The sequence below is a fragment of the Tabrizicola sp. genome, assembly GCF_022842145.1.
GTDB lineage: Bacteria > Pseudomonadota > Alphaproteobacteria > Rhodobacterales > Rhodobacteraceae > Tabrizicola.
Map to the genome: position 1 here is coordinate 841,689 of NZ_JALHQD010000001.1, position 12,295 is coordinate 853,983.

General features: G+C 64.0%; 13 protein-coding genes. 8 read left to right on the forward strand and 5 right to left on the reverse strand.

Translation table 11 applies throughout. The features are described 5' to 3' along the window. The first annotated feature begins 3 nt into the window (after positions 1 to 3). The 5 genes from Q0C42_RS04285 to Q0C42_RS04305 all read left to right on the forward strand — a co-directional run bounded on the left by Q0C42_RS04285 (position 4) and on the right by Q0C42_RS04305 (position 5,297). The gene (locus tag Q0C42_RS04285; RefSeq protein ID WP_295072428.1) at positions 4 to 447 is read left to right on the forward strand and encodes a hypothetical protein; all 444 of its coding nucleotides are present in this window, start codon (positions 4 to 6) and stop codon (positions 445 to 447) included. Positions 448 to 506: 59 nt separating this feature from the next. Beyond that, the gene (locus Q0C42_RS04290; RefSeq protein ID WP_295072431.1) at positions 507 to 1,763 is read left to right on the forward strand and encodes a CsgG/HfaB family protein; all 1,257 of its coding nucleotides are present in this window, start codon (positions 507 to 509) and stop codon (positions 1,761 to 1,763) included. A gap of 127 nt (positions 1,764 to 1,890) precedes the next feature. Next, entirely contained in the window at positions 1,891 to 2,622 is a 732-nt protein-coding gene (locus Q0C42_RS04295; protein ID WP_295072434.1) for a hypothetical protein, read from the forward strand. Positions 2,623 to 2,830: 208 nt separating this feature from the next. Continuing rightward, positions 2,831 to 4,267 (forward strand): hypothetical protein, encoded by a 1,437-nt coding sequence (locus Q0C42_RS04300; protein ID WP_295072437.1) that lies wholly within the window; start codon positions 2,831 to 2,833, stop codon positions 4,265 to 4,267. 340 nt (positions 4,268 to 4,607) lie between these two features. After that, positions 4,608 to 5,297, forward strand: coding sequence for a hypothetical protein (locus Q0C42_RS04305; protein WP_295072439.1), 690 nt, complete (start codon positions 4,608 to 4,610; stop codon positions 5,295 to 5,297). 48 nt (positions 5,298 to 5,345) lie between these two features. Here the strand turns inward: Q0C42_RS04305 and hslU are convergent, their stop codons facing one another. Further along, complete coding sequence (gene hslU / locus Q0C42_RS04310) at positions 5,346 to 6,644, reverse strand: ATP-dependent protease ATPase subunit HslU (protein ID WP_295072442.1); 1,299 nt, start codon at positions 6,642 to 6,644, stop codon at positions 5,346 to 5,348. After that, complete coding sequence (locus Q0C42_RS04315; RefSeq protein ID WP_295072444.1) at positions 6,641 to 7,702, reverse strand: hypothetical protein; 1,062 nt, start codon at positions 7,700 to 7,702, stop codon at positions 6,641 to 6,643. The genes hslU and Q0C42_RS04315 overlap by 4 nt, the downstream gene beginning before the upstream one ends. Positions 7,703 to 7,910: 208 nt before the next feature. On the opposite strand from Q0C42_RS04315, the gene Q0C42_RS04320 reads away from it, so the two are divergent. Further along, positions 7,911 to 8,195, forward strand: a complete 285-nt coding sequence (locus Q0C42_RS04320) for a BrnA antitoxin family protein (protein WP_295072447.1) — start codon at positions 7,911 to 7,913, stop codon at positions 8,193 to 8,195. Positions 8,196 to 8,232: 37 nt separating this feature from the next. Continuing rightward, a complete protein-coding gene (locus Q0C42_RS04325; protein WP_295072449.1) occupies positions 8,233 to 9,456 on the forward strand; it encodes a glycosyltransferase in 1,224 nt (407 codons plus the stop codon). Here the strand turns inward: Q0C42_RS04325 and hslV are convergent. Then, positions 9,443 to 10,003, reverse strand: a complete 561-nt coding sequence (gene hslV, locus Q0C42_RS04330) for an ATP-dependent protease subunit HslV (protein WP_295072452.1) — start codon at positions 10,001 to 10,003, stop codon at positions 9,443 to 9,445. The genes Q0C42_RS04325 and hslV overlap by 14 nt on opposite strands. A gap of 108 nt (positions 10,004 to 10,111) precedes the next feature. Next, positions 10,112 to 10,381, reverse strand: a complete 270-nt coding sequence (gene rpsO / locus Q0C42_RS04335) for a 30S ribosomal protein S15 (RefSeq protein WP_295072454.1) — start codon at positions 10,379 to 10,381, stop codon at positions 10,112 to 10,114. A gap of 344 nt (positions 10,382 to 10,725) precedes the next feature. Here rpsO and Q0C42_RS04340 point away from each other — a divergent pair, with 344 nt between their 5' ends. Continuing rightward, positions 10,726 to 11,679, forward strand: a complete 954-nt coding sequence (locus tag Q0C42_RS04340) for a calcium-binding protein (protein WP_295072456.1) — start codon at positions 10,726 to 10,728, stop codon at positions 11,677 to 11,679. 4 nt (positions 11,680 to 11,683) lie between these two features. Here Q0C42_RS04340 and Q0C42_RS04345 read toward each other — a convergent pair whose 3' ends face one another. Continuing rightward, complete coding sequence (locus Q0C42_RS04345) at positions 11,684 to 12,184, reverse strand: DUF1643 domain-containing protein (protein ID WP_295072459.1); 501 nt, start codon at positions 12,182 to 12,184, stop codon at positions 11,684 to 11,686. Positions 12,185 to 12,295: the final 111 nt, after the last annotated feature.

Consider the following 12,295-nt stretch of genomic DNA (forward strand, 5'->3'; position numbering starts at 1 on the left):
ATCATGATCCGCATCATCCTCCTTTCCCTGTTCGCGTCTTCCCTGGCCTTGCCGGTGGCAGCTCAGAACTCCGACAGTGCGGGGGCCAACTGGAACAGTTCCTGGGGCTTCGCCACGACTGCAGAACGCTCGCTTGGACTGAGCCAGGCGCAGACGCAGCGGGCGGCGCGGATGGCGCCTGCTGCGGGGCCGGTCACCTATGAGACGGTCTACAACAACACCACCAACACCAACACCGTCGGCGCGATGAATACCGGCGACACGACGGTCACGGTGACGGGCGACGGGAACAGCCTGAACACCACGAGTACGGCTGACAGCGCTGGTTGCCTGGACGGGAGCGTCGGCTTCACCACGGTCGATACCGGGGCCACCGGAGCCACGCTGGAATACAATTTCGCGCTGAACGATGCCGGCACCGCGAACAACTGCATACTAAGCAATTGAAACGCATAGTCCCCCTTCTGCTGGTCCTTGCAACTGCAGCCTGCTCGCAACGGGCCGAGATGTTTGCGTTCAGCGGCGCGAACGTGCGGATGGTCGAGGGGCCACCGATTTCGGACGTACAGACCGGCTTCGACGAGGCTCTTGGCTGCCTGCGCGGCAAGATCCCGAATGGTGTGGTCTTTGCGGTGGGCAGTGTCACCGATTCCACCGGCAAGGAGAACTTCTCGGAAGGCGGTGCGGGCAAGTATGTGACGCAGGGCGCTGGTGAAGTCGTCCAGTCTGCGCTGTTCCGGGCGGGCGTTTCGGTGGTGAACCGCCGCGACAGCTCGATCACGATCAACGAGGCCAACTGGGGCATCCGGGACATCAAGCGGCAGGTTCCGGTCAACTTCTACATCTCGGGCAGCATAAACAGCCTGGACTTCATCCCCGGCGGTGGCGGAATCGCGACGGTGGCGGGCATCGGCCCGCGGTACAAGCAAAGCCGCATTCTGGTCGCGTTGGACCTGTCGCTGACCGACGCCTACACCGGGCGGGTCGTGGCCAGCGTCCCGCTGCAAAAGCAGATCTACACCAGCGAGATGGGCGTCGGGCTGAACAACTTCTTCGGCACCACGCTGGTCCAGCTTGATGCGGGCGGAATGCGCCGCGAGGCGCTGCATTTCGCACTGCGCCAGATGCTGAATCTGGCCAGCTTCGAATTGCTGGGTCAGATCATGGAACCCGAGGTCTACGCGGCCTGTCGCGGGCGCATCAGCGAAGGTGTGGGTGCCGTCGCGCATTCGGGTACCGCCGACCCCGACGCGCTGGCCCAAGCCATGAACGGAGAGCAGTACGCGCCCGACTTGGCCATTCCGATTTCGATGCCGGACCCGCCAGCACCTGAAGTGCAGCCAGAGGCGACCGCCGCGGCGGCCACCGCGCCTGCGGCTCCTGCCGCGACAGCGCCGGTCGAAATGCAACGTTCGCGCGCAGAACTGCTGGGCGAAAAGGCCAACCAGGCCGCGACGATGGCCATCAAGGCGGCGCGGGACTCAGAGGCTGCCCCAGATCAGCCGACGGCCATGAAGAAAGCGGCGGAGTCGCTGCAGCTGGCGAACCTTGCGCTGCTTGCCCTGAAGGAAGCAGCCGCGGCGGGCTTTGCAGGCGATGCCGGTGAAGTCGCTGCCGTGGTCGTGCAGCAGGCCCTGAAGGCCGCGCAATCCGCCGGAACCGCTGCTGCCACCCGCTCGAAGGAGCCTGCAGCTTTGCCCGAACCCGACCCCGCCGCAAAGGCCGCCGAGACCGTGGCGAAGCCGGGGCTCGCCAAACCATGAAGCCGGAATTCTTGACCGGCAAACGCAATCCCCCTGGCCACGGCCTGCGGGACATTCGGGCCCTCTCTTTCACGCCCGCAAACCTGTGCCAGTCCGAGGGGGACTGGCCCAAATTCTGGAAGCGAAAATGAAGCACCTTCTCTCCACCACCGCCCTTTTGGCCGGCCTCACCTTCGGCGGCGCAGCTTTCGCCCAAGAAGTAACTGATTCCGCGCCCTACACCTCGACCTCGCTGCTGGACAACATCCTTGCAGACGCGGAGGACCTGTCGGCCAGCCTGTCCAACATCTCGCAGAACCTGAACGACATCGACGGTTCGATCTCGGTAACCACCGATCGCAGCCTTGCGGACGTTGCAGACGGCATCACCGCGCTGATTGGTGGCTATGACGGCTTTGGTTCGTTCAGCCAAGTCAACGCAAACGTCTATGGCGTTGATCTGCCGGCATCGCTGCTTGCGGTTCTGAACCCGTTGACCCTGGAACTGGGCAACCTGTCGACCACCGCCATCGGTACCCTGCAGTCGGGCAACTTGGCTGGTACCTTCAACGCCGCGGGCATCGTGAACAAGGTCACCTCGTCGGCCGAAGGCGCGACCACCGGCGCGAACATGCTGGCCGAAACCTACGGCGGCATCGCCCAGACCATTGCCATGCAGAACGTGTCGGTCAACTCGGGCGACATCGATGGCTCGGTCGGACTGATCCTGGCGGATGTCAACACCAAGGTTGGAACCATTGCAACCACCGCGATCGGTGCCCTGCAGTCGGGCGCTATGACCGCCTCGGTCACCGGTACCATCGGCGAGGTCGACCACAACTCGTCAGCTCTGATCAACGCGCTGGTTGGCTCTAACTGATCTTGCTTTCCAGTTCCGGCGGCTTGCCGCCGGATAAACAAGTCAAGCCCCCCGGCGAAGAACTGCTGGGGGGCACAAACCAAGGTAGAGACGAATGCCGCAAGCCTCTTTATCCCACCGCCGGTTCCGTCTGGACGCAACGCAGCAAGCTGGAGCACGGTCGGCAAGCGCCGCGCCAGGCGTCAACCGTCATGCGGCCCTGTCAACTTTGGCAACGGCGACCGCACTGGCCCTGCCATCGGCCGCCTTCGCCGAGCCTTCCAGCGTGAACTGGACGGACTGGAACGTCCCGACGACCTATACACTGCCCAACGTCGATATCTATGGGTCCTACGCGCCCGGCACGACCGGCACCGTTGTGGACCCCATTACCGGTCAAACGCTGAACCTGACCGTCTCGGGCGAGATTTACGATTCATCCCAGACTAACGCGACTTGGGCAGACTTCTATCATCCCAATGATCTGACTTACGGGTCAGATATCTCGCCCATCTCGCCGGATGGGGAGTCGATGCTTACCTCGACGGGCGCGACGCCCGCCGAATATCAGGCCCACACTTTGACCTTCGGTCAAGACGTGACCAATGCCGTGATGGGGCTTTACTCCTTGGGCAGGCCGTCATCGCCGGGAGAGCTGACGTTCAGCCAGCCGTTCATCGTGCTGAGTGACAACGATCTTTTGACGTCCAGCGGAGATGCGGAAACCGGCTACAAGCTGAGTGGGGCCGAAGGGGGCGGGGTGATCCAGTTCCTCGGGACCTACGACGAACTGAGCTGGGTCGTGACTGGGACCGAAGTCTGGCATGGTTTTTCCATCGGACTGACCGTCGACGAAAACGCGGGCAAGGACGGCACGTATCAGGGCGAAGAGCTTCAGGGCTGGACATTGGGTGAGCCGATCGAGACCTATGATCTGTTCGCATCCGGCGACGTCACCGAGCCGACACCCTATGTCGACCCGAATACGCCCGATCCGGAACCGGAACCGGAGCCGGAGCCCGATACCTCGCTGCTGGGCAGCATCCTTGCCGACGCAAACGACCTGTCGGCCAGCCTGTCGAACATCTCGCAGAACCTGAACGACATCGATGGCTCGATCGACATCACCACCTCGCGCAAGCTGGCGGCCATAGCCACCAGCATCGACGCGCTGATTGGCGAACATGACGGCTTCGGGTCGTTCAGCCAGGTGAATGCGAACGTCTATGGCGTCGATCTGCCGGCTTCGCTGCTGGCGGTCCTGGACCCGCTGACTCTGGAGCTGGGCAACCTGTCGACCACTGCGATCGGTACCCTGCAGTCGGGTAACATGACCGCTTCGTTCGACGCTTCGGGGATCGTGAACAAGGTCACCTCGTCGGTTGAAGGCTCGACCACCAGCGCCAACATGCTGGCTGAAACCTACGGCGGCATCGCCCAGACCCTGGCCATGCAGAACATATCGGTCAACGCGGGCGACATCGACGGATCGGTGGAACTGATCCTGGCCGATGTCGATGCCAAGGTCGGGTCCGTTGCCACCACCGCCATCGGCGCGCTGCAGTCGGGCGCCATGACCGCTTCGGTCGACGGTGCCATCGGCGCGGTCGACCACAACTCGGCTGCCTTGGTCAACGCTCTGGTGGGCGGGGTCTGGAGCCAGTGATCGACACCCTCGCGTCCCCTTGGGGCGCGGGGTTCACCTCGCTGGCCGGTGCATGCAGCCATCGGCCAGAGAGACCTTCTGCCTGTTGGCGGAAGGTCAAACGAAGGGCCGCACGCGATGTCCCTATGACGACGCGGCCCTTCGTAGCATCCCATCGGGTCCCGGTTTCGGCCGTTCTGACCCCCGTTATCCTGGCACGTCCATGCCAGGTCTGCTGCCCCGTCGTCTGACCAGCGATCGGGATCAACTGCGGGGCTGCCATGCCCCGCGACGCCTCTGGTCGCCGTACACTAGGCCCCACCCGCTGGTGGGGCCCCTTTCACAAGGGTTTCGAGTACGCATGGCCCGTCACGCTTCGACCTTAGCGCCGATGCTTCTTCTTTTGTCCGCCCCTCTGGCGGCGCAGCCGATGTCGTTGCTTGATGCACTGCTTGAAGACGCGCCGGAACTGAGCGCTGCGCTCACCAACGTGGCGCAGAATCTTGGTATGGTGGATGGGTCCTTTGCATTGTCGGTCGAGCGCAACTTTCTGGATCTTGCCTTGAGCCTGGAGGGTTTGTCGGCGGGTAGCCAGCTGGCGGCCGGGGTCGGTGTCCGCGTCACAGAGGTGCAGGCGGGTGCACTGGCCCGATTTGACGCGCTGGGCTTGGAGCTGCAACGCGTTTCAACCACGGCAGTCGGCAGCTTGCAGTCGGCCGATCTGACCGGGTCCTTCGACGCCGGGGGGATGATCGAGCGGATCGAACTGACGGCCGGTGGAGCCCTTCTGACCATCGAGACGCGGGGCGGGATCGCCGGCCCGGTGGCTATGCAGAACGTGTCGGTCAATGCGGGCGAGGTCATCGGCGCGGTCGAGCTTCGCCTTGCCGACGTGGACGCGCGGATCGAGGGCGTCACCACCACTGCCATCGGCGCGCTGCAGAACGGCGCGTTGCGGACCACGGTCGACCTGTCGGCCACGGTCAACGGCCAGATGGGCGAGATCACCGCGGCGACCGCCGCCCTTGTCACGGCGATGGTTGGGTCCTGACGCGTTCCGGCCGGCGGCTTGTCGGGGTTGTGCCGCCCGCCCGGTCGTTTACAGCACGTAGCGCGAGATGTCGGCCGAGCGGGCGAGCGCGCCGATGTTGGTTTCCACGAAAGCCGCGTCCACGGTGACCTTGTGTCCCGAGCGGTCGGGGGCGTGGAAGCTGAGTTCCTCGAAGACACGCTCCATCACCGTGTAAAGTCGGCGCGCGCCGATGTTCTCCACCGACTGGTTCACCTCGGCGGCAATGCGGGCCAGGGCTGCGATGCCGTCTTCGGTGAAGGTGACGGTGACTTCCTCGGTCGCCATCAAAGCGGTGTACTGCCGGGTGAGGGCATTGTCGGTTTCCGTGAGGATGCGAACAAAGTCGCCTTCGGTCAGGGGGCTGAGTTCCACGCGGATCGGGAGGCGACCCTGAAGTTCCGGAAGGAGGTCCGAGGGCTTGGCGATGTGGAAAGCGCCGGAAGCGATGAAGAGGATATGGTCGGTCTTCACCGGGCCGTGCTTGGTGCTGACGGTGGTGCCTTCGATCAGGGGCAGAAGGTCGCGCTGGACGCCCTCGCGCGAGACGTCGGCACCGCGCGCATCGGAGCGGGCGCAGATCTTGTCGATCTCGTCCAGAAAGACGATGCCGTTTTCCTGCACCGCCTCCAGAGCGGCAGCGCGGACGGCTTCATCGTCCAGAAGCTTGTCGGCTTCCTGGCCGATCAGGATTTCGTAGCTTTGCGCCACGCTCATCCGCTTGCGGGTGGAGCGGCCGCCAAAGGCCTTGAACAGGTCCTGCAGCCCCTGCATCTGGGTTTCCATGCCGGGCATCCCGAAGCCCATCGGCATGGCGGGGGCGGCGTCTGCGACGTCGATTTCGATCATCGTGTCGTCAAGTTCGCCGCGTTTCAACTTCCCGCGGAACATGTCGCGTGTCTGTTCGCGGGCCTCCTTGCCGGCAAGGGCTTCGACGACGCGATCCTCGGCGGCCTTGTGGGCGCGGGCCTTGACCTCTTCGCGCATCGCGGCGCGGGTGTCGTTGATGGCGACGTCGACAAGATCGCGCACGATGGAATCCACGTCGCGGCCGACGTAGCCGACTTCGGTGAATTTGGTAGCTTCGACCTTGAGGAAAGGCGCGCGAGCCAGTTTGGCAAGGCGGCGGCTGATCTCGGTCTTGCCGACGCCGGTGGGGCCGATCATCAGGATGTTCTTCGGATAAACCTCGTCGCGCAGATCGTCGCCCAGGCGCTTGCGGCGCCAGCGGTTGCGCAGGGCGACGGCGACGGCGCGCTTGGCTTCCTTCTGGCCGATGATGAAGCGGTCGAGCTCTGAGACGATTTCGCGGGGGGTCAGGTCGGTCATTCTGTCGATCCATAGGGCGGCAGTCGGGACTTGCCGGGGAAATCTGGAAGCATGTCCATCACCTTGGCGCGCAGTTGCACCCACCAGGTCCCGATGGCGGTGATGAAGGCGCCAAGGGTCAGGAGGACGAAGATCCAGCTGGTGCCGCCGCTGTCGCCAGTGAACCAGCCGATCACGATGGCGATGTAGACGATGGCGGCGGTCAGGAAGCTGCGGCGGTCGATCACCAAGGCGAGCAGGGTAATGAAGACCAGCGCCACGGCAAGAAAGCCGATGCCGCCGCCGTTCAGAAGCGTCACGGCCACGGTGTTGACGAGGGCGGGCGCGGCGAGAAGGTGGCACCAGAAGGCGGTGGCCGCATGGCGACCAAGGCGATGCGGATCGCGGGTGTCGAACCACATGCCGGTCAGGAAGGCGGCGAGGCCGAAGAGCAGCGTCGCGGTGGCAAAGGCCGGGCTTTCGCCGAGGTCGAAGAAGGCGCGGATGTCGGTGCCGCCGACGAAAAAGCCCACGAGGTTCTCGGCCGAAGCGGTGACCGCGTAGACGGCCCCCAAGGCGAAGGCCCCGGTCAGGAAGGCGGAGAAGGGAAGCCGGAAGCGGCGATACCAGGCGACCATGCCAAGTGCCGAAAGGGAGAAGCCGAGGATGGCGGTCGTACGCTCGCCCAGATCGGTCTGTGCCAGCACGGTAAAGGCGAAGATGGCGATGCCGGTGCCGAACGCGGTGGCCAGCACCATCGAGGGCAGGGTCATCCGGCGTTTGAGGGTAAAGTAGCCGGCCCACCACCAGGCCATTCCGGCCGTCGCGAGGGGCACAAGGGTCAGAAGGGCAAAGCCGCCAATGACCGTTAGGAGCGCGGAGGCTCCGGTCAGCAGGATGACGAGGCCGATGGAGATGAAGATTTCGGAGAAGCCACGGAAGAACTCAAAGGGCTCATCTTCGGCTGGAAGCGCGGCCCGCTTGCCGGCCCGGTCGTTTGCCAGCGCCTGCACCGATGCTGCCTGCGCCTCGGTCAGAACGCCCGCGGCAACGGCAGCGCGAAGGTCGTCTGGGGTCATTCCGGGAAATCCTAAGCGGGAAACTGTCCGATGAGAGATAAGGGGTTTGTCGGCGCAAACCAAGTGAGGTAAATTGTACTTGGCAGTCGGTATATACAATCAGGCGTTGAATATATACGGTTCGTATATATGGCGTCCGTGCGCAAACGTTTGAACCAAAAAGAAAACGAGGCGGCGTCGAACGCTGTCGTTGAAGAGGGACGAGTGTATGGATGATGAAGTTCCCAAGCGGCTGAGCATCGCGGAGAAGCGTGCTTTGGCCAGTCCGCTGGTGTTGAACACCAACGAACGGGTCGAGGAGTTCGCCGTCGAGGCGATGGGGGAGTGGACCGATGCGATCCTTCCCGAGCAGACCCGCAAAAAGCTTATCTCCTTGCGGGTTGATCCCGAGGTGCTGGACTTCTTCAAATCTCAGGGGCCGGGCTATCAGACGCGGATGAACGCGGTGCTGACGGCCTACATGCAGGTGAAGAAAGAGTACTCGGAGTCTTGATCGCGGCGTTCCCTTTGGCGGGCGGCGGGGTCACGCGGTGAAGCCTCGGGCAATCGTGCTTGGGATCACGGCGGACCTTGGCTTTGCCGCCGGTGCACTGCTGGCATCGATCCTTGCGCATGATCCGGAATGGGATGCGACCGTCGTGATCCTGCATGACGGGCTGGAGCCTGATCAGCAGGATGCGTTTCGCCGGCTTTGGCCGGACTGCCAGTTCCGGCCCTTTGCCTCCGATGCGGCCGTAGAACGGCTGGGGGTCGCGAGGAATTCGGACAGGACCGCCAGCTTTCTGCGTCAGTACAGCCCCCTTGTGCTTGCCAAGCTGGACCTGCCCGACCTGCTGGAGGAGTTCGAGCGGGTCGTCTGGCTGGATGCCGACATTCTGGTGCGCGGTCCGCTGGATGCGATATGGGAGTTCGATTGCCTGGCCTGGCGAGCTTTGCCCGAAGGGGCATTCAAGCGGCGGGCCACCGCCTTGGGCCCTTTCGCCGAGCTGACGCTTGATCCGGCGGTTCCGCTTTTGAACGGCGGCGTCATTGGGGTGTCGCGCCGGTTTCTGGAACTGGGTGGATCATCGGCTCTGTTGCACGGCTTTGCCCGGCGTCTGGCCGAAGGCGCGCCTGGGTCGCAGATCGACGAGTTGCCTTGGTATCTGGCAGCGGCAAGCCTGCAAATGCCGGTCACCGCCTTGCCGATGGCGTACAATCACCCGGTTGGCGCCAAAGCCAGCGACGGGGCGACGGTCGTCCATGCGATCGGCGCGCACAAGTTCTGGAACGCCACTCCGCTGTTGCAGCTTTTTCCCGACTGGCCGCGGCATCAGCAGACCTGGGTGGCCGCAGGCGGTCGGCCCTATGCGGGAGAGGTCCAGCTGGGCGAAGTGCACCCAGCAGAGCAGCATGAGGTGTTTCGGGCGGCCCAGGCGCGGTCGCATTGGCTGGCGGTGTTCGACGCGTTGCGGCCGGTTCTGCCGCAGGGAATGGTGGTCGACCTGCGCCATGACCAGGCCCAGTTGCGGATTTTCCTGCATGGCCGCCCGGACATGGAGCATCTGCTTCTGCACCGTCACACGAATGAAAAGCGGATCGGACTGGAGATCCTGCTTCCGGCCAAGCTGGAGGACAGGGCGGTCACGGCGATCTGCAAGGAGGTCAGGTGGGCAAGGCACGAGAAGGGCAGCCTGGTCAGTGTGCCCATGGCGCAACTTGGTGCGGCCTTGGCGACAGTCGAGGCAGTCCTTTCGGACCTCAGCCCCCCTTGATCCGCTCTACCGTCAGGTTGCCGTTGGTGTAGACGCAGATGTCGGCGGCGATGGCCATTGCCTTGCGGGCCACATCCTCGGCCGAAAGATCGGTGGCCATCAGACCGCGGGCGGCGGCAAGGGCGTAGTTCCCGCCTGAACCGATGGCGGCCACGTCATTTTCGGGCTCCAGCACATCGCCGGCACCGGTGATGACGAACAGCGATGTCCCGTCGGTGACGATCAGCATGGCTTCCAGATTTCGCAGGTACTTGTCCATCCGCCAATCCTTGGCGAGATCGACACAGGCGCGCGCCAGCTGGCCGGGCGCGGATTCCAGCTTCTTCTCCAGCCGTTCCAGCAGGGTGAAGGCATCGGCGGTCGAACCGGCAAAGCCGCAGACCACGTCGTGCCCACCGGGAGACAGTCGGCGGACCTTTCGCGCGGTGCCCTTGATCACGGTCTGGCCCAGCGAGACCTGGCCATCGCCGGCCACCACGACCTCGCCACCGCGACGGACGGCAATGATCGTGGTGCCGTGCCAGCCGGGAAATCTGTCGTCAGCCATCATGTCCTCCGTTTCACCCTATATGGCGGGGGTAGAGCGATGGCTCAACCCCAACGCAAAACGCCCGCGCTTTGAGGCACGGGCGTTCCTTGAAACCTTGGGCCGGACTTAGCGGCGCAGGCCGAGACGGGTGATCAGCGTGGTATACCGCGCTTCGTCCGTCTTCTTGAGGTAGTCCAAGAGCTTGCGGCGCTTGGCGACCATCATCAGAAGGCCACGACGGGAGTGGTTGTCCTTCTTGTGGCCCTTGAAGTGCTCGGTCAGGGTGGCGATGCGCGACGACAGGATCGAGACCTGAACTTCCGGCGAGCCGGTGTCGTTCTCTTTGGTCGCGTATTCCTTGATGAGCTTCGCTTTTTCTTCGACGGTGATCGACATCGGGATCTCCTGTTCAAAAGGGTCATGGCGCAAGCCGGGATGTCGTCCAGCAGGGCCCTTGGAGGCTCCGCCGTTCGGGCGGTTGCGGGCGTATAGGCGCAAACCGATGCCAAGGGAAGCGGATTCGCGTGGTCTGGGGCGCAGGAGATTCTTAACCCTGAGTCGAGATTTCCGGGCCGTTGGCGGGTTGCGCACTTTGGACCGGGCGCAATCCGTGGTATCCCTTGCACAGGTTTTTCATGCGTTATCAATGTATTAACGCAAGGTTACCAGCCGACGGGGGTCGGTCGGTCCAGTGGGGAGTGTCCGGGGTGCTTGCGTTGCTAGGTGTTTTTGGCGTGATGATGGCTGGACTTGCGGCCGATGCCCTGTTGTCCAATCGACCCGAAGAGGAAGAACCGGACGATCCCCTGCCGGATGAGGAAGAGGCGCCGTCCGAGGGCAACCTCCTGGACGATTTCGAGGCGGACCCGACGATCCCCACCTCTGACGACTTGGCGGACCCGACAGACGCCTCGCGTCAGTTCGAGGGTGGGGGTCTTCTTGATGGCGGCGACTCCTCGGACCAAATCCGCGGAGAAGACAGCCATGACCAGATCAATGCGCGCGGGGGTGACGACTGGGTGAGCGCCGAGGCGGGCAATGACATGGTCTGGGCGGGCGCGGGCGACGATACCGTGCAGGGCGGCGATGATAACGACACGCTTCACGGCGATCGGGGTGCGGACAGCCTGATGGGCGGGGCCGGACGGGATTCGCTTGCCGGCTGCGAAGATGACGACAGCCTGAGCGGCGGGGCCGGGAACGACAGCCTGAACGGCGGTGAAGGCGATGACTGGCTGGACGGGGAGGATGATGCCGACTGGCTGGTCGGTGGGCTTGGCAGCGACACCCTGTTCGGCGGAAGCGGTGTCGACGAGGTCGACGGCGGGGCGGGCAACGATGCCATCTCTGGCGTCGAGAATGGCCCGCAGGAGGTCGACTTCCTGAACGGCCAGGACGGGAACGACACCCTGGCGGTTGGCGCGGGCGATTATGCGTCCGGCGGCGAGGGGGAAGACGAGTTCATCCTGCAGGAATGGATGTCGGAAAGCTCGGTCGCCAACATCATGGATTATGACCCGTCGCAGGATCAGCTGGTGGTGGTCTACGACCCGACGATCCATACTGATCCGGTGTTGACGATCCAGCCGAATCCGGGCGGAACCGGGCAGAGCATCCTGTTGGACGGGGCAAAGGTTGCGGTGGTGAACGGCGCGCCTCTTGGCCTGTCGGACATCCGGCTGGTCCCGGGCTGAGCGGCTACCACGGCTGCGGTTGCTGGTCGTATCCCACGTAAAGCGGATGGCGGGGCTGGCCCTGACCAGTCAGTCCCAGATGATAAAGCGGCGACCCGCTTTGGCGCAGCAACCGTGCAACCCGCGCACCGCGATCCAGATGCAGGCCGTGATTGCCCCAGGCGCAGACCACAGCGTCGGCCCACCCGGCGCTGTCCAGGATCGCGGCGTCATTGTCCGGTCCGACCGGGTCTTCCACGGCGCGCATCACCTTGGGATCGGTCGCGCGGTAGGCGAAGATGTTCGTCACCCGGAACGCACCATAGCCCAATGCGCGGGCGCGGCGTTCGCACCTTTCGACGGTGGGGTCGTTCTGAACCTCGGTCGCGGTCGACGGATTGAGCATCACAAACAGGGCCTTGCGTCCGGGACCCCAGACGCGGGTCAGAAGGTAGCGATACTGCTCGCAGTCGGAATACACCGCCTCGGACAGGGCATCGCCCTTGGTGAAGCTGCGCGAGATCATCGAACAAGACCCTTGATGAGGAGATGCAGGGCAGCAGCCACGCCATTCGGAGTCGCTGTCACTGCAAAACCATCGCAGGCGAAAAGAGGCGCGGAGCTGACGCGGGCGGCG

What these genes read in the sequence shown, in the direction of transcription:
- Q0C42_RS04285 (WP_295072428.1), top strand. Translation starts at nt 4, where the DNA reads ATGATCCGCATCATCCTCCTTTCCCTGTTCGCGTCTTCCCTGGCCTTG.
- Q0C42_RS04290 (WP_295072431.1), top strand. Translation starts at nt 507, where the DNA reads ATGTTTGCGTTCAGCGGCGCGAACGTGCGGATGGTCGAGGGGCCACCG.
- Q0C42_RS04295 (WP_295072434.1), top strand. Translation starts at nt 1,891, where the DNA reads ATGAAGCACCTTCTCTCCACCACCGCCCTTTTGGCCGGCCTCACCTTC.
- Q0C42_RS04305 (WP_295072439.1), top strand. Translation starts at nt 4,608, where the DNA reads ATGGCCCGTCACGCTTCGACCTTAGCGCCGATGCTTCTTCTTTTGTCC.
- hslU (WP_295072442.1), bottom strand. Translation starts at nt 6,644, where the DNA reads ATGACCGACCTGACCCCCCGCGAAATCGTCTCAGAGCTCGACCGCTTC.
- Q0C42_RS04315 (WP_295072444.1), bottom strand. Translation starts at nt 7,702, where the DNA reads ATGACCCCAGACGACCTTCGCGCTGCCGTTGCCGCGGGCGTTCTGACC.
- Q0C42_RS04320 (WP_295072447.1), top strand. Translation starts at nt 7,911, where the DNA reads ATGGATGATGAAGTTCCCAAGCGGCTGAGCATCGCGGAGAAGCGTGCT.
- hslV (WP_295072452.1), bottom strand. Translation starts at nt 10,003, where the DNA reads ATGGCTGACGACAGATTTCCCGGCTGGCACGGCACCACGATCATTGCC.
- rpsO (WP_295072454.1), bottom strand. Translation starts at nt 10,381, where the DNA reads ATGTCGATCACCGTCGAAGAAAAAGCGAAGCTCATCAAGGAATACGCG.
- Q0C42_RS04340 (WP_295072456.1), top strand. Translation starts at nt 10,726, where the DNA reads ATGGCTGGACTTGCGGCCGATGCCCTGTTGTCCAATCGACCCGAAGAG.
- Q0C42_RS04345 (WP_295072459.1), bottom strand. Translation starts at nt 12,184, where the DNA reads ATGATCTCGCGCAGCTTCACCAAGGGCGATGCCCTGTCCGAGGCGGTG.